This is a genomic window from Pseudomonas sp. BO3-4 (genome assembly GCF_034044115.1).
GTDB classification, from domain to species: domain Bacteria; phylum Pseudomonadota; class Gammaproteobacteria; order Pseudomonadales; family Pseudomonadaceae; genus Aquipseudomonas; species Aquipseudomonas alloputida.
In genome coordinates, this window is the sequence record NZ_CP139018.1 from 5,818,449 (window position 1) to 5,832,745 (window position 14,297).

15 protein-coding genes and 1 pseudogene are annotated in these 14,297 nt (G+C 63.3%); 11 read left to right on the forward strand and 5 right to left on the reverse strand.

The genetic code is table 11. The features are described from left to right. Positions 1–5: 5 nt before the first annotated feature. From REH59_RS26610 to REH59_RS26625, 4 genes are read right to left on the reverse strand one after another with little or no spacing between them, the layout of a single operon-like run. Positions 6–2,030 (reverse strand): methyl-accepting chemotaxis protein, encoded by a 2,025-nt coding sequence (locus REH59_RS26610; RefSeq protein WP_223817433.1) that lies wholly within the window; start codon positions 2,028–2,030, stop codon positions 6–8. A gap of 47 nt (positions 2,031–2,077) precedes the next feature. After that, a complete protein-coding gene (locus REH59_RS26615) occupies positions 2,078–2,632 on the reverse strand; it encodes a chemotaxis protein CheW (RefSeq protein ID WP_003249330.1) in 555 nt (184 codons plus the stop codon). Beyond that, positions 2,629–2,994 carry a twitching motility response regulator PilH gene (gene pilH, locus REH59_RS26620; protein ID WP_003249327.1) on the reverse strand — a complete coding sequence of 122 codons (366 nt, stop codon included), beginning with the start codon at positions 2,992–2,994 and terminating at the stop codon, positions 2,629–2,631. Before pilH ends, REH59_RS26615 begins: the two co-directional genes overlap by 4 nt. 47 nt (positions 2,995–3,041) lie before the next feature. After that, positions 3,042–3,443: a response regulator gene (locus REH59_RS26625; protein WP_010955560.1), complete on the reverse strand. Its 402-nt coding sequence runs from the start codon at positions 3,441–3,443 to the stop codon at positions 3,042–3,044. Between the two features lie 238 nt (positions 3,444–3,681). Between REH59_RS26625 and gshB the strand changes: the two genes are divergently transcribed. The 7 genes from gshB (at position 3,682) to REH59_RS26660 (ending at position 9,644) form a co-directional block, all read left to right on the forward strand. Further along, complete coding sequence (gene gshB / locus REH59_RS26630; RefSeq protein WP_003249322.1) at positions 3,682–4,635, forward strand: glutathione synthase; 954 nt, start codon at positions 3,682–3,684, stop codon at positions 4,633–4,635. A gap of 91 nt (positions 4,636–4,726) precedes the next feature. Continuing rightward, positions 4,727–5,632 (forward strand): energy transducer TonB, encoded by a 906-nt coding sequence (locus tag REH59_RS26635; protein ID WP_003249319.1) that lies wholly within the window; start codon positions 4,727–4,729, stop codon positions 5,630–5,632. A gap of 164 nt (positions 5,633–5,796) precedes the next feature. Further along, on the forward strand, positions 5,797–6,366 hold the full coding sequence (locus REH59_RS26640; protein ID WP_003249318.1) for a YqgE/AlgH family protein: 570 nt from the start codon (positions 5,797–5,799) through the stop codon (positions 6,364–6,366). Continuing rightward, a complete protein-coding gene (gene ruvX, locus REH59_RS26645; protein WP_003249316.1) occupies positions 6,366–6,791 on the forward strand; it encodes a Holliday junction resolvase RuvX in 426 nt (141 codons plus the stop codon). Before REH59_RS26640 ends, ruvX begins: the two co-directional genes overlap by 1 nt. Positions 6,792–6,840: 49 nt before the next feature. Continuing rightward, on the forward strand, positions 6,841–7,359 hold the full coding sequence (gene pyrR, locus REH59_RS26650; protein WP_003249313.1) for a bifunctional pyr operon transcriptional regulator/uracil phosphoribosyltransferase PyrR: 519 nt from the start codon (positions 6,841–6,843) through the stop codon (positions 7,357–7,359). A gap of 12 nt (positions 7,360–7,371) precedes the next feature. Next, a complete protein-coding gene (locus REH59_RS26655; protein ID WP_003249311.1) occupies positions 7,372–8,376 on the forward strand; it encodes an aspartate carbamoyltransferase catalytic subunit in 1,005 nt (334 codons plus the stop codon). After that, the gene (locus REH59_RS26660) at positions 8,373–9,644 is read left to right on the forward strand and encodes a dihydroorotase (protein WP_010955564.1); all 1,272 of its coding nucleotides are present in this window, start codon (positions 8,373–8,375) and stop codon (positions 9,642–9,644) included. Before REH59_RS26655 ends, REH59_RS26660 begins: the two co-directional genes overlap by 4 nt. Before the next feature lie 37 nt (positions 9,645–9,681). On the opposite strand, the gene REH59_RS26665 is transcribed toward REH59_RS26660, so the two are convergent. Beyond that, positions 9,682–11,051, reverse strand: a protein-coding gene (locus REH59_RS26665; RefSeq protein ID WP_128573916.1) for an IS3 family transposase whose coding sequence is annotated in 2 segments (ribosomal slippage) — positions 9,682–10,569 and positions 10,572–11,051 — 1,368 coding nt in all. Because the reading frame shifts where the segments join, the coding sequence is not laid out codon by codon here. Positions 11,052–11,482: 431 nt separating this feature from the next. Between REH59_RS26665 and REH59_RS28915 the strand changes: the two are divergent. The 4 genes and pseudogenes from REH59_RS28915 to REH59_RS26680 form a co-directional block, all read left to right on the forward strand. Then, a pseudogene (locus REH59_RS28915) lies at positions 11,483–11,557 on the forward strand (dihydroorotase); the annotation flags it as partial. Positions 11,558–11,802: 245 nt separating this feature from the next. Then, positions 11,803–12,333 (forward strand): ATP-dependent protease subunit HslV, encoded by a 531-nt coding sequence (gene hslV, locus REH59_RS26670; protein WP_003249309.1) that lies wholly within the window; start codon positions 11,803–11,805, stop codon positions 12,331–12,333. A gap of 76 nt (positions 12,334–12,409) precedes the next feature. After that, positions 12,410–13,753, forward strand: a complete 1,344-nt coding sequence (gene hslU, locus REH59_RS26675; RefSeq protein WP_003249308.1) for an ATP-dependent protease ATPase subunit HslU — start codon at positions 12,410–12,412, stop codon at positions 13,751–13,753. Between the two features lie 166 nt (positions 13,754–13,919). Beyond that, entirely contained in the window at positions 13,920–14,297 is a 378-nt protein-coding gene (locus tag REH59_RS26680) for a gamma-butyrobetaine hydroxylase-like domain-containing protein (protein WP_003249306.1), read from the forward strand.

Here is a 14,297-nt window from a genome sequence, read left to right on the forward strand (position 1 = left end):
ATTCCTTAACGCGGCTCGGTCGGTGGTGGCAGGGTGAAACCGGACACCGAACGGCGCATCTCGCTGGCCATGCGGGCCAAGTGGCGGATGCTGTCGGCGGTGGCACCGGAGCCGGCAGAGGTTTGCGCGGTAATCTGCTGGATCACCGCCATGGTGTGGGAGATCTGCCCGGCCGACGAGGTCTGCAACTGGGCAGCGTCGGAGATGCTGTGGATAAGGTCGGCGAGGTTCTGCGATACCCCTTCGATCTCGGCCAGCGCCACCCCGGCATCCTGGGCCAGGCGTGCGCCACGCACCACTTCGGCGGTGGTCTGCTCCATGGAGATCACCGCTTCGTTGGTATCGGCCTGGATGGTACGCACCAGCGCCTCGATCTGGCGGGTGGCAGACGATGAGCGCTCAGCCAGGCGCTGCACCTCGTCGGCAACCACGGCAAATCCGCGGCCGGCCTCACCGGCCAGCGAGGCCTGGATAGCGGCGTTCAGGGCAAGAATGTTGGTCTGGTCGGCAATGTCGTCGATCAGGCTGACGATGTCGCCGATTTCCTGGGAGGACTCGCCCAGACGCTTGATCCGCTTGGCGGTGTCCTGGATCTGCTCGCGAATGTTGTCCATGCCGTTGATGGTGTTGTGCACCACCTCGTTGCCCTTGTTGGCGATGGCCACCGAACGCTCGGCCACCTTGGCCGATTCGTAAGCATGCGCCGAAACCCGATCGATCGACTCGACCATGTCGCCCACCGCCTCGGACGCCTCGCTGATCTGTGCAGCCTGGTGCTCGGAGGCCTTGGCCAGTTGCCGCGCAGTGTTCTGCGTGTCCTGCACGGCGGCAGCGACCTGCATTGCACTGTGGTTGATGGTGGCGACCAGGTCGCGCAACTGGTCCACGGAATAGTTGATCGAGTCGGCAATGGCGCCGGTAAAGTCTTCAGTCACCGATACGGTCACCGTCAGGTCGCCATCTGCCAGCTCTTCGATTTCGTCGAGCAGGCGCATGATGGCCTGCTGGTTGCGTTCGTTCTTTTCTGCGGTCTCGCGCAGTTGGCGGTTGGTGGTGCGCACCATGACCAGGCCGATGAGGATGATCGAGGCCAGCGCCAGCAGCCCCAGGGCATAGCCGCCAACGGTGTCGAGGGTGCGCCCGCCAGCCAGGTTCTCGAAACCGTTCGCCAGGTGCGACGCTTCGTCGAGCAGGGTTTGCGAAAGGCTGAAGATGTTGCCCGCAGCCTCCCGCACACGGAACAGTTCGGGCGAGGTTTCGAGGATTTCATCCACCGAACCGGCAACGAACTGGAACAACTCGGCGATTTCGGCCAGCCGCGCACGCGCGTCGGCGTCCTCGACGCGGGTTATCTGGATTGTCGCATTGCCATTGAGCATGCCCTCCAGCACCTGGCCAAAGCGCCCGGCGTCACGGCCGAAGGCATCGGCCGCCTGGGCGGCGCTGTCGTCACCGGCCAGCACGGTGTTGACCGAGCCAAGGATACGTTCGGCCAGCAACAGCTGGCGCTGGGCCACCGCAACCTGATTGGCCGGGGCACCGCTCTGCAGCAGGATCTCGACCACTTTTTCGTATTCCACCTGCAACTGCGGCACGGTCTCGGCCAGGGTCGCTGCCACCTGGTGCAGCGACAGCACGGTCTGCTCGCTGGCCAGGATGATGTCGGTGTTCTTGCGCAGGTTTTCCCAGTCGCGGCGTACCGATTCCATCTCGTCACGCACCGAAGGTGGCGCAGGCGGCAGGCCAGTGGACTTGTCACCCTGGCGCAGGTAGCCCCAGCGTCGTTCGAAATCATTGCGTGCATCCGACAGCAGCTTGAAAGCCAGGGCCTTGCCGGTGGCCGCCTCGGTGGCGTTCTTGGCGATACGCTGCGACAGCACGCGCAGCTCGCCGGCATGGCCGATGTACTGCTTGTCGTAGTTGGATTGGGTATTCAGGTAAGCAAAGTTGGCGAACAGCAAGATGATCGAAAGGATCAGGATCAGGAACAGCACGGTGATCTGCGCGATGCTGCGGGTACGTGGGCTCACGGTGGTGGCAGTGACGGGGGTGGCAGGCTTGTTCACGTTCGCAGGTCCTATAACGCCACATCGAGAAAGCCTGGCGCCTGGGCCAAGGCAAAGGGGCTGAAGATCGCCCAGTTACGTTCACGCGGAAAATACCCCTGCACAAAGCGCGCAGCGGCAAGGATCAGAGGCTGCGGCGGCGACAGCTGCAGGCTGTCGAGGGCAAAGTGCTGAAGGCCCAGCACCTCGTCGACCAGCAAGCCGACGAACAGGTCGTCGTGATCCAGCACCAGCACTCGCCGCTGCTTGCCCGGTGCGGCGTGGCCCAGGCCGAAGAAGCAGCTCAGGTCCATCACCGGCAACAGCCGGCCACGCAGGTTGGCCACCCCGCACACCCACGGCTGCACGCCGGGGACGCGGCTACTGCGCGGTTCGCGCAGCACCTCGGCCACTTCGCCCATGGGCGCGACGAACCACTGCCCGGCAATGCGAAAGCCAATGCCGCTCCACTGCTGCACGCGGTTGTCCTGCGGCGGCTGGTCGGCAACCAGCAGGCGACAGCGCCGGTCGATGTCCAGCAACAACTCAAAGGCGGTCAGCGACGCGCCTTGCGGGCGGGTGGTCAAGCCCCCAGCACTTCTTTGAGCTTGGCGATCAGCGCCTCCTCTTCCACCGGTTTGGTCAGGAAGTCACGGGCACCCTGGCGCGTGGCCCAGATACGGTCGGTTTCCTGGTCCTTGGTGGTTACCACGATCACTGGAATAGCGCTGGTGTCCGGGTCCTTGCTGAGCTGGCGGGTGGCCTGGAAACCGTTCATGCCAGGCATGACGATGTCCATCAGCACCGCGTCAGGCTTGTCCTGCCGGGCCAGGGCCACGCCGTCGGCACCGTTGCTGGCCTTGAGCACCTGGTAGCCGTGCTTTTCCAGCCATTCGGTCAATCTGTACATCTCTGTCGGCGAGTCGTCGACAATCAGAACTCGGGCCATGCTGTTTCCCCATCAGGAAAGTAGGACCGCGCCATGGCGGGGCTCGGTCAGGGTGCGTGTTGTTGAGGTGCGGCAAACCCGGGCACATGGGCGCGGATCGCGTCGAGCAGTTCTTCCTTGCTGAACGGTTTGGTCAGGAACTGATCGGAACCGACCACCCGGCCGCGGGCCTTGTCGAACAGGCCATCGCGGGACGACAGCAGGATAACCGGGGTGTCCTTGAAGGCACTGTTGTGCTTGATTACCGCGCAGGTCTGGTAGCCGTCCAGGCGTGGCATCAGCACATCGACGAAAATGATACTGGGCTGATGGTCGACGATCTTGGCCAGGGCATCGAAGCCATCGCTGGCGGTGATCACCTCGCAGCCCGCTTCACCGAGCAACATCTGCGCGGTGCGGCGGATCGTGCGGGAATCGTCGATCACCATCACCTTCAGGGGTTGTTCCATAGACGCCTACCAGTAGGATTGAAGCCGCAAGTTGCAAGCGGCAAGCTGCAAGAAAGCAGCTCGGCGCATGGATGCTCTTTTCTTGAGGCTTGTAGCTCAAGGCTTGCAGCTGCATTTTTAGCATACTCCGGATGGCCATTCCATCTGCCGCGCCCCTTGACCGTCGGCGTTCGCGGCGCCACCCTGAGCCACTTTTCTTTCGATCCACCGCGGCCACCTGCCGCCAAGAGGACCCCCCATGAGCGTTCGCCTCGGCATTGTGATGGACCCCATCGCGTCCATCTCCTACAAGAAGGACAGCTCGCTGGCCATGCTGCTGGCCGCCCAGGCACGCGGCTGGAGCCTGTTCTACATGGAACAGCAAGACCTGTATCAGGGCGAAGGCAAGGCCCGCGCCCGCATGCGCCCGCTGACGGTGTTTGCCGACCCTGCACGCTGGTTCGAACTGGGCGAGGAGCAGGACAGCCCGCTGGCCGAGCTGGACGTGATCCTGATGCGCAAGGACCCGCCCTTCGACATGGAGTTCGTCTACAGCACTTACCTGCTGGAACAAGCCGAGAACGACGGCGTACTGGTGGTAAACCGCCCGCAAAGCCTGCGCGACTGCAACGAGAAGATGTTCGCCACGCTGTTCCCGCAATGCACCACCCCGACCCTGGTCAGCCGCCGCCCGGACATCCTTCGCGAATTCACCGCCAAGCATGCCGACGTGATCCTCAAGCCACTGGATGGCATGGGCGGTACGTCGATCTTCCGTCACCGGGCGGGCGACCCCAACCTGTCGGTGATCCTGGAAACCCTGACCGCACTGGGCACCCAGCAGATCATGGCCCAAGCCTACCTGCCGGCAATCAAGGACGGCGACAAGCGCATCCTGATGATCGATGGCGAGCCAGTGGACTATTGCCTGGCACGCATTCCGGCCAGCGGCGAAACCCGTGGCAACCTGGCCGCGGGCGGGCGTGGCGAAGCCCGCCCACTGACCGAGCGCGACCGCTGGATCGCCGCCCAGGTCGGCCCGACGCTGCGCGAGAAGGGCCTGCTGTTCGTTGGCCTGGACGTGATCGGCGACTACCTCACCGAAATCAACGTCACCAGCCCCACCTGTATCCGCGAGATCGATGCCGCCTACAACACCGATATCGGTGGCAAGCTGATGGATGCCATTGATCGCAAGCTCAAAGCACGCTGATAGCCAACGCGAAGTAAAGCCGTAGAGTGGGGTATGATGCCGGTCCTATTCGACTGAGCTGCTGCCCCGCCCTGCGGTTGCTGGATACCTGATGACGCTGCCCGCTGACGTCCCTGCCGACCTGCTGCCTCCCCGTGTTCGCCCTGCGGACCGGCTTGGCTTCACCCTGTTCCTGGCTGCGCTGGTGCACCTGGCGCTGATCCTTGGCGTCGGCTTCACCGTGGTCAAGCCTGCCGAAATCCGCCACACCATGGACATCACCCTGGCCACCTTCAAGAGCGAGAAACCGCCCGAGAAGGCTGACTTCCAGGCCCAGGACAACCAGCAAGGCAGCGGCACCCTGGACAAGAAAGCGGTGCCCAAGACCACCGAGCTGGCGCCGTTCCAGGACAGCAAGATCAACAAGATCACCCCACCGCCTGCGGCCAGGCCCGAGGTGGTACCACCCCCTACCCCGAAAAAGTCGGCGGTGGTGACTACTGCGCCCAAGCCGCACAAGGTCGAACCCAAACCCAAGGAAAGCAAAGCACAGCCCAAGCCAGCCACACCGACGCCGGACTTCGACAGCTCGCAGTTGTCCAGCCAGATCGCCAGCCTGGAAGCGGAGCTGTCCAACGAACAGCAGATGTACGCCAAGCGCCCGCGCATCCATCGCCTGAACGCCGCGTCGACCATGCGCGACAAGGGCGCCTGGTACAAGGAAGAGTGGCGCAAGAAGGTCGAGCGCGTGGGTAACCTCAACTACCCCGATGAAGCACGCCGACAGCAAATCTACGGCAACTTGCGCATGATGGTGTCGATCAACCGCGATGGCTCGCTGTACGAGGTGCTGGTGCTGGAATCGTCCGGGCAGCCCGTGCTGGATCAGGCGGCGCAGCGCATCGTGCGGCTGGCCGCGCCTTTTGCACCGTTTACCGGTGATCTGGCCGAGTTCGACCGGCTGGAGATCATCCGCACCTGGCGCTTTGCCCGTGGGGACCGTTTGTCCAGTAATTGAGTTCAGCCTTGGTGTAGGGCTTTCGGTGCGTGCTAGCGCGGATATCGAGCGCCGCGCGGGCGGCGCTCGATCTCAAAAGCGCCAAAAACCTCAAGCCAAGCGCCAACCTGACGACACAAATCCGCACCTTGTCAGTCTCGCCACCTGGCGCCACACTATCCCCCATGAAAACCCTCGCACCCAGCTACCTCAAGCACCAGTTCCTGATCGCCATGCCGCACATGGCCGATCCGAACTTCGCCCAGACCCTCACGTATATCGTCGAGCACAATGAGCATGGCGCCATGGGCCTGGTGGTCAACCGACCACAGGAACTGAGCCTGGCCGACATCCTCGAGCAGCTGCGCCCGGACGAAACGCCGCCGGCCAGCACCTTGCAGGTGCCGATCTACCAGGGTGGCCCGGTACAAACCGACCGCGGCTTCGTGCTGCACAGCAGCGAGTGCAGTTTCCAGGCCAGCGTAGCGCTGGAAGGGCTGTCACTGACCACGTCACAGGACATATTGCTGGCGATCGCCGCCGGTGTGGGGCCGAAACAGAGCCTGATCACCTTGGGCTATGCCGGTTGGGAAGCGGGCCAACTGGAAGCGGAACTGGCCGACAACGCCTGGCTGAACTGCCCGTTCGACCCGGAAATCGTCTTCGGCATGGCCAGCGACCTGCGCCTTGAGGCTGCGGCCGCCAGCCTGGGGATCAACCTGCACCTGCTGACCAGCCAGGCGGGCCACGCCTGATGGCTGAACTACGCCTGCTGCTGGGCTTCGACTATGGCAGCAAACAGATCGGCGTGGCCGTCGGCCAGGTGATTACCGGCCAGGCCCGCGAACTGTGCACCCTGAAGGCGCAGAACGGCGTACCGGACTGGGCCCAGGTGGAAAAGCTGATTGCCGAATGGAAGCCAGATGCCATTGTCGTCGGCCTGCCGCTGAACATGGACGGTACGCCCAGCGAGATGAGCGCCCGCGCCGAAAAGTTCGCCCGCCGCCTGAACGGCCGCTTCAACCTGCCCGTGCACACGCACGACGAGCGCCTGACCACCTTCGAGGCCAAAGGCGAGCGCATGGCCCGTGGCGGCCAGCGTGGCAGCTACCGCGACAATCCGGTCGATGCCATTGCCGCTGCCTTGCTGCTGCAAGGCTGGCTGGAGGCCAATACCTGATCATCTTTGCCGCCGGGTCCACCCGGCGCACCCTTCCAAGGAGCCCGCAATGAGCCTACCCAATCCCGCCGAGCTGATCCGGCAGATGGCTGTCGACCTTCGTGCCCACCTGGCGCGCCGGGCAATCACCGAGCCCCGTTACATCGGTATCCGCACCGGCGGCGTCTGGGTTGCCCAGGCCCTGCAGGATGCCATGGGCGACACCAGCCCAATGGGCACCCTGGACGTGTCGTTCTACCGCGACGACTTCAGCCAGAACGGCCTGCACCCACAAGTGCGCCCGTCCGAGTTGCCGTTCGAAGTCGAAGGCCAGCACCTGGTGCTGGTGGATGACGTGCTGATGAGCGGTCGTACCATCCGCGCGGCGCTCAACGAACTGTTCGATTACGGCCGCCCGGCCAGCGTCACCCTGGTCTGCCTGCTGGACCTGGATGCCGGCGAACTGCCGATTCGCCCGAACGTGCTCGGCGCCACCCTGTCGCTGGGCGCCCATGAACGGGTAAAATTGACCGGACCCGCACCGCTCGCCCTCGAGCGCCAGGACCTCGCCTCCGCTTCCGCCCTTTAAGAGTCCCCCGCGATGACGCCAATCGACGCCAAGCGCCCGCTGCAGCTCAATGATCAGGGCCAGCTGCGCCACTTCCTCTCGCTTGACGGTTTGCCTCGCGAACTGCTCACCGAGATCCTCGACACCGCCGACTCCTTCCTGGAAGTCGGTGCCCGGGCTGTGAAAAAAGTCCCGTTGCTGCGCGGCAAGACTGTGTGCAACGTGTTCTTCGAGAACTCGACCCGTACCCGTACCACCTTCGAACTGGCAGCCCAGCGCCTGTCGGCCGACGTGATCAGCCTGAACGTGTCGACCTCCTCGACCAGCAAGGGCGAAACCCTGTTCGACACCCTGCGCAACCTCGAAGCCATGGCCGCCGACATGTTCGTCGTACGCCACTCCGACTCCGGCGCCGCGCACTTCATCGCCGAGCACGTGTGCCCGGAAGTGGCCGTGATCAACGGCGGTGACGGCCGCCACGCGCACCCGACCCAGGGCATGCTCGACATGCTCACCATCCGCCGTCACAAAGGCAGCTTCGAAAACCTGTCCGTGGCTATCGTCGGCGACATCCTGCACTCGCGTGTGGCCCGTTCCGACATGCTCGCGCTCAAAGCGCTGGGTTGCCCGGACATCCGCGTGATCGGGCCGAAAACCCTGATCCCGATCGGTATCGAGCAGTACGGCGTAAAGGTCTACACCGACCTCGCCGAAGGCCTGAAAGACGTCGACGTGGTGATCATGCTGCGCCTGCAGCGTGAGCGCATGGCCGGTGGCCTGCTGCCCAGTGAAGGCGAGTTCTACCGCCTGTTCGGCCTGACGACCGCGCGCCTGGCCGGGGCCAAGCCTGACGCCATCGTCATGCACCCGGGCCCGATCAACCGTGGCGTAGAAATCGAGTCGGCGGTAGCCGATGGCAAGCACTCGGTGATCCTCAACCAGGTCACCTACGGTATCGCCGTGCGCATGGCCGTGCTGTCCATGGCCATGAGCGGGCAGAACGCGCAACGTCAATTGGACCAGGAGAACGCCCAGTGACCATCAGTATTCTTGGCGCCCGGGTGATCGACCCCAACAGCGGCCTGGACCAGGTCACCGACCTGCACCTGGACGGCGGCCGCATTGTCGCCATCGGCGCCGCACCGGCCGGTTTCAGCGCCAGCCGCACGATCCAGGCTGATGGCCTGGTCGCTGCGCCCGGCCTGGTCGACCTGGGCGTGTCCCTGCGCGAGCCGGGTTACAGCCGCAAAGGCAACATCGCCAGTGAAACCCGCGCTGCCGTTGCCGGCGGTGTCACCAGCCTGTGCTGCCCGCCACAGACCAAGCCGGTGCTGGACACCTCGGCGGTAGCCGAACTTATTCTTGACCGCGCCCGTGAAGCCGCCAACAGCAAGGTCTACCCGGTCGGCGCCCTGACCAAGGGCCTGGAGGGCGAGCAACTGGCCGAACTGGTGGCCCTGCGTGACACCGGTTGCGTAGCGTTTGGCAACGGCCTGAAGGAAATCCCCAACAACCGTACCCTGGCCCGCGCCCTGGAGTATGCCGCCACCTTCGATCTGACGGTGGTGTTCCACTCCCAGGACCGCGATCTGGCCCAGGGCGGCCTGGCCCACGAAGGTGCCATGGCCAGCTTCCTCGGCCTGCCGGGCATCCCTGAGAGCGCCGAAACCGTGGCCCTGGCGCGCAACCTGCTGCTGGTGGAACAGAGCGGCGTGCGTGCGCACTTCAGCCAGATCACCAGCGCCCGTGGCGCGCGGCTGATCGCCCAGGCCCAGGCCTTGGGCCTGCCTGTGACCGCCGATGTAGCGCTGTACCAGCTGATCCTCACGGACGAGTCGCTGCGCGAGTTCTCCAGCCTGTATCACGTGCAGCCGCCGCTGCGCACCGCTGCCGACCGTGACGGATTGCGTGAGGCGGTGAAGTCGGGGGTGATCCAGGCCATCTCCAGCCACCACCAGCCGCACGAGCGCGACGCCAAGCTGGCCCCGTTCGGCGCCACCGAGCCGGGTATCAGCAGCGTCGAGTTGCTGCTGCCACTGGCCATGACCCTGGTGCAAGACGGCCTGCTCGACCTGCCGACCTTGCTGGCCCGCCTGAGCAGCGGCCCGGCTGCCGCCCTGCGCCTGCCGGCTGGGGAGCTGAAAGTGGGTGGCGCGGCCGACCTGGTGCTGTTCGACCCGCAAGCGTCCACCGTTGCTGGCGAACAATGGTTCTCCCGTGGCGAGAACTGCCCGTTCATCGGCCACTGCCTGCCAGGTGCAGTGCGTTATACCTTGGTCGATGGGCACATCTGCCACGAGGCCTGAGCAACTGAGCTGCGCCCCAGATGTTGGACGGTCGGTGCTAGGCTACCTCAGCTTGAGTTCTGTAAGCCACAGGACTCAGGCCGTTGAGTTTCATTTTAATGCGGTCATGGTTGTAGTAGTGGATGTACTCATCCAGTCCCGCCTGTAGCTCTGCGACGCTTTTGAAGCGCTCACGGTAGAAGTATTCCGACTTCAGCGTGCCGAAAAAACTCTCCATCGCGGCGTTGTCCAGGCAGTTACCTTTGCGTGACATGCTTTGCTCAAGCCCTGCTTCCTTCACACGTGCACAGTAATCAGGGTATCGGTAGTGCCATCCTTGGTCCGAGTGCAGCAGTGGTTTGTTGCCCGCCGGAAGCAGTTGAATCGCGCGCTCCAGCATTTCGCCGACCAAGGTGAAGCGCGGTCTGGTGTCGGTGCGATACGTCACGATTTCGCCGTTGTACAGATCCATTACAGGCGAGAGGTACAGCTTTTCACCCGCCACTTTGAACTCAGTGACATCGGTAACCCACTTCTGGTTAGGCTGATCAGCCTGGAAATTACGCTTGAGAATGTTAGGCGCGGCTTCTCCCATCAGGCCCCGATACGCCTTGTACTTCTTCGGGCGGACCGTGCACTTGAGGTCTAGAGCAGCCATCAGCCGGCGCACCTTTTTACTGTTAACCAACTGCCCAGAACTGCGCAGCGCAGAGGTAACCCGCCGATAACCATAACGACCGCGATGTCGGTCGCAGATCTCCTGGATCGAGATTTTGAGAGAGGCACACTTATCCCCGGCCTCAAGCAGCCCTAGCTGGTAATAGTAAGTACTGCGTGGCAGGCCGGCAGCCTTGAGCAGATCGGCAAACGGGTAGTGTTCGCGCAAAGCCCTTACTAGCCGGGTTTTTTCCTGGCTTTCTTCAGCCTCGCCTTCTCCTCGTCGAGCTCCTCGAGCTTTTTTAGGTAGGCGTTCTCCGCTTCAAGCTGGCGAAGTCTCTTGAGCAGCTCCGCATGGGTAAGCTCCTCGATAGGTTTGGGAGCGGTCTCTTCGGGCTTGCGCGGGGCTTTAGGCATAGGGGTGACCAATATCTTTTTGCTTGAGGACAGGGCCTGGAAGCCGCCACTGTAATACTGTTCCTCCCAGCGCCGCACCTGAGATGAGTTACCCAGGTTGAACAACGCTGCGGTGGCCCGGAGCGACAGCTTCTCGCGCCACATACGGTAGAGCACAGAAAGCTTGAACTCACTGCTGTAATGACCGCCAGGCTTCTCGAAGCTGGCCTCACCATGTAACTGATAGGACATGACCCAACGGCGCAGCAAAGTCGGATCGATTTGAAACAGCGCCGCGATGTGGCGAAAGCCTCGGCCACGCTTGAGGAAAGCCTGGATGGCTGACTGCTTGAATTGTGTTGAGTACTTGCTCATAAAAACCCCAGATGATGGACAGATGTCCAACATCTGGGGCGCAGCTCAAACGCCTGTGGGAGCGGCCTTGTGTCGCGATAGGGCCGCATAGCGGCCCCAGCAATCTATGCATGATGCCGAGATCCTGGGGCCGCTGCGCGGCCCTTTCGCGACGCAAGGCCGCTCCCACATTGACCGCGTACAACCTTGAGCCTGTACCAACCATTCATCGGCCACTGCCTGCCGGGTGCAGTGCGTTATACCTTGGTCGATGGACACATCTGCCACGAGGCCTGAGTAACGCCTGTGGGAGCGGCCTTGTGTCGCGATAGGGCCGCAAAGCGGCCCCAGCAATCTATGCATGATGCCGAGATCCTGGGGCCGCTGCGCGGCCCTTTCGCGACGCAAGGCCGCTCCCACATTGACCGCGTACAACCTTGAGCCTGTACCAACCATTTATCGGCCGCTGCCTGCCGGGTGCAGTGCGTTATACCTTGGTCGATGGGCACATCTGCCACGAGGCCTGAGCAACCCCTGTGGGAGCGGCCTTGTGTCGCGATAGGGCCGCATAGCGGCCCCAGTAATCTATGCATGATGCCGAGATCCTGGGGCCGCTGCGCGGCCCTTTCGCGACACAAGGCAGCTCCCACATTGACCGCGTACAACCTTTAGCCTGCACCAACCATTCATCCCCCCCGGTTGAAATCCTTCCCCCCACCCCCATATGAGTCTGCATCAGGCACTTTCGCCCCGCTGCGTGGAGACTCTCCCCTTGACCACAATCGTTTCTGTCCGCCGTAACGGCAAAGTCGTCATGGGCGGCGACGGCCAGGTATCCCTTGGCAACACCGTGATGAAAGGCAACGCCAAGAAGGTGCGCCGCCTGTACCACGGCCAGGTCATCGCGGGCTTCGCCGGCGCCACTGCCGACGCCTTCACCCTGTTCGAGCGCTTTGAAGGTCAGCTGGAAAAACACCAGGGCCACCTGGTACGCGCCGCCGTCGAGCTGGCCAAGGAATGGCGTACCGACCGCTCCCTGAGCCGCCTGGAAGCCATGCTGGCCGTGGCCAACAAGGATGCATCCCTGATCATCACCGGCAACGGTGACGTGGTCGAACCCGAAGATGGCCTGATCGCCATGGGTTCCGGCGGCGCCTATGCCCAGGCCGCAGCCCGTGCCCTGCTGAACAAGACCGACCTCTCGGCCCGCGAAATCGCCGAGACCGCCCTGAACATCGCCGGCGACATCTGCGTGTTCACCAACCACAACCTGACCATCGAGGAGCAGGACCTGGCCGACTGATTCAGCTGTTCTGGCGCCCCTTCCCGGTGAAGGGGCTTTTCCACGCTGACTCACCTGCCCAAGGACCGTATTGATCATGTCCATGACCCCCCGCGAGATCGTCCACGAACTCAACCGCCACATCATCGGCCAGGACGACGCCAAGCGCGCCGTGGCCATTGCCCTGCGCAACCGCTGGCGGCGCATGCAGCTCCCAGCCGAGCTGCGTGCCGAAGTTACCCCCAAGAACATCCTGATGATCGGCCCTACCGGCGTCGGCAAGACCGAAATCGCCCGCCGGCTGGCCAAACTGGCCAACGCGCCGTTCCTCAAGGTCGAAGCCACCAAGTTCACCGAAGTGGGCTACGTGGGCCGCGACGTCGAATCGATCATCCGTGACCTGGCCGATGCCGCGCTGAAGATGCTGCGCGAGCAGGAAATCATCCGCGTGCGCCACCGCGCCGAAGACGCCGCCGAAGACCGCATCCTCGACGCCCTGCTGCCCCAGGCACGCGTCACCAGCTTCAGCGAAGAAGCCGCGCAGACCAGCAGCGACTCCAACACCCGCCAGCTGTTCCGCAAGCGCCTGCGCGAAGGCCAGCTGGACGACAAGGAAATCGAGATTGAAGTGGCCGATGCCGTCGGTGTCGAAATTGCTGCGCCGCCCGGCATGGAAGAAATGACCAACCAGCTGCAGAGCCTGTTTGCCAACATGGGCAAGGGCAAGCGCAAAGCGCGCAAGCTGAAGGTGAAAGAAGCGCTGAAGATGGTTCGCGATGAAGAAGCGAGCCGCCTGGTCAACGAGGAAGAACTCAAGGCCAAGGCCCTGGAAGCGGTCGAACAGCACGGCATCGTGTTCATCGACGAAATCGACAAGGTTGCCAAGCGCGGCAACGTTGGCGGCGCCGATGTGTCCCGTGAAGGCGTGCAGCGCGACCTGCTGCCGCTGATCGAAGGCTGCACCGTCAACACCAAGCTGGGCATGGTCAAGACCGACCACATTCTGTTCATTGCCTCGGGTGCATTCCACCTGAGCAAGCCGAGCGACCTGGTGCCCGAGCTGCAAGGCCGCCTGCCGATTCGTGTCGAGCTGAAGGCACTGACCCCGGAAGACTTCGAGCGCATCCTGCAGGAGCCGCACGCGTCGCTGACCGAGCAGTACCAGGCATTGCTGAAGACCGAAGGCCTGAACATCGAGTTCCTCGCCGACGGCATCAAGCGCCTGGCCGAGATTGCCTACCAGGTCAACGAGAAGACCGAAAACATCGGTGCCCGCCGCCTGCACACCCTGCTCGAGCGTTTGCTCGAAGAAGTGTCGTTCAGTGCGGGCGACCTGGCCAGCACCCATGACGAAGCGCCGATCCAGATCGACGCGGCGTATGTGAACAGCCACCTGGGTGAGCTGGCACAGAACGAAGACCTGTCGCGTTACATCCTGTAAGACCGGTTTCGACAGTTTCGCGGGCAAGCCCGCTCCTGCACATGTCACCCCATCCCTTGGGCCTGTGGTGATCCGTGCAGGGGCGGGCTTGCCCGCGAAGAGGCCCTTGAATCCCTCCCCCATAAGCTGGAAGCTGTGCTTCATCAGCTCCCGAGAGATTCTGCCCATGGCCCGCCTGCCTACCGCCATCAACCTGCACAAAGCCTCCAAAACCCTCAGCCTCACCTACGCGCCCGGCGAGGTCTACCACCTGCCCGCCGAATTCCTGCGCGTGCACTCACCCTCCGCCGAGGTCCAGGGCCACGGCAACCCCATCCTGCAGTTCGGCAAGATCAACGTTGGCCTCAGTGGCCTGGAACCTGCCGGCCAATATGCACTGAAACTGACCTTCGACGACGGCCATGACAGCGGCTTGTTCACCTGGGAATACCTTGAGCAACTGTGCCTGCGCCAGGAACAACTGTGGGCGGAATACCTCGACGAGTTGCACAAGGCCGGCAAATCCCGCGACCCAGCCGAATCTGTGGTCAAGCTCATGCTCTAG

Bases quoted from the DNA above. Each gene is read 5' to 3' on its own strand.
- REH59_RS26625 (WP_010955560.1), bottom strand. From the start codon at position 3,443: ATGGAACAACCCCTGAAGGTGATGGTGATCGACGATTCCCGCACGATC.
- REH59_RS26635 (WP_003249319.1), top strand. From the start codon at position 4,727: ATGACGCTGCCCGCTGACGTCCCTGCCGACCTGCTGCCTCCCCGTGTT.
- REH59_RS26640 (WP_003249318.1), top strand. From the start codon at position 5,797: ATGAAAACCCTCGCACCCAGCTACCTCAAGCACCAGTTCCTGATCGCC.
- gshB (WP_003249322.1), top strand. From the start codon at position 3,682: ATGAGCGTTCGCCTCGGCATTGTGATGGACCCCATCGCGTCCATCTCC.
- pilH (WP_003249327.1), bottom strand. From the start codon at position 2,994: ATGGCCCGAGTTCTGATTGTCGACGACTCGCCGACAGAGATGTACAGA.
- hslU (WP_003249308.1), top strand. From the start codon at position 12,410: ATGTCCATGACCCCCCGCGAGATCGTCCACGAACTCAACCGCCACATC.
- pyrR (WP_003249313.1), top strand. From the start codon at position 6,841: ATGAGCCTACCCAATCCCGCCGAGCTGATCCGGCAGATGGCTGTCGAC.
- ruvX (WP_003249316.1), top strand. From the start codon at position 6,366: ATGGCTGAACTACGCCTGCTGCTGGGCTTCGACTATGGCAGCAAACAG.
- REH59_RS26680 (WP_003249306.1), top strand. From the start codon at position 13,920: ATGGCCCGCCTGCCTACCGCCATCAACCTGCACAAAGCCTCCAAAACC.
- REH59_RS26655 (WP_003249311.1), top strand. From the start codon at position 7,372: ATGACGCCAATCGACGCCAAGCGCCCGCTGCAGCTCAATGATCAGGGC.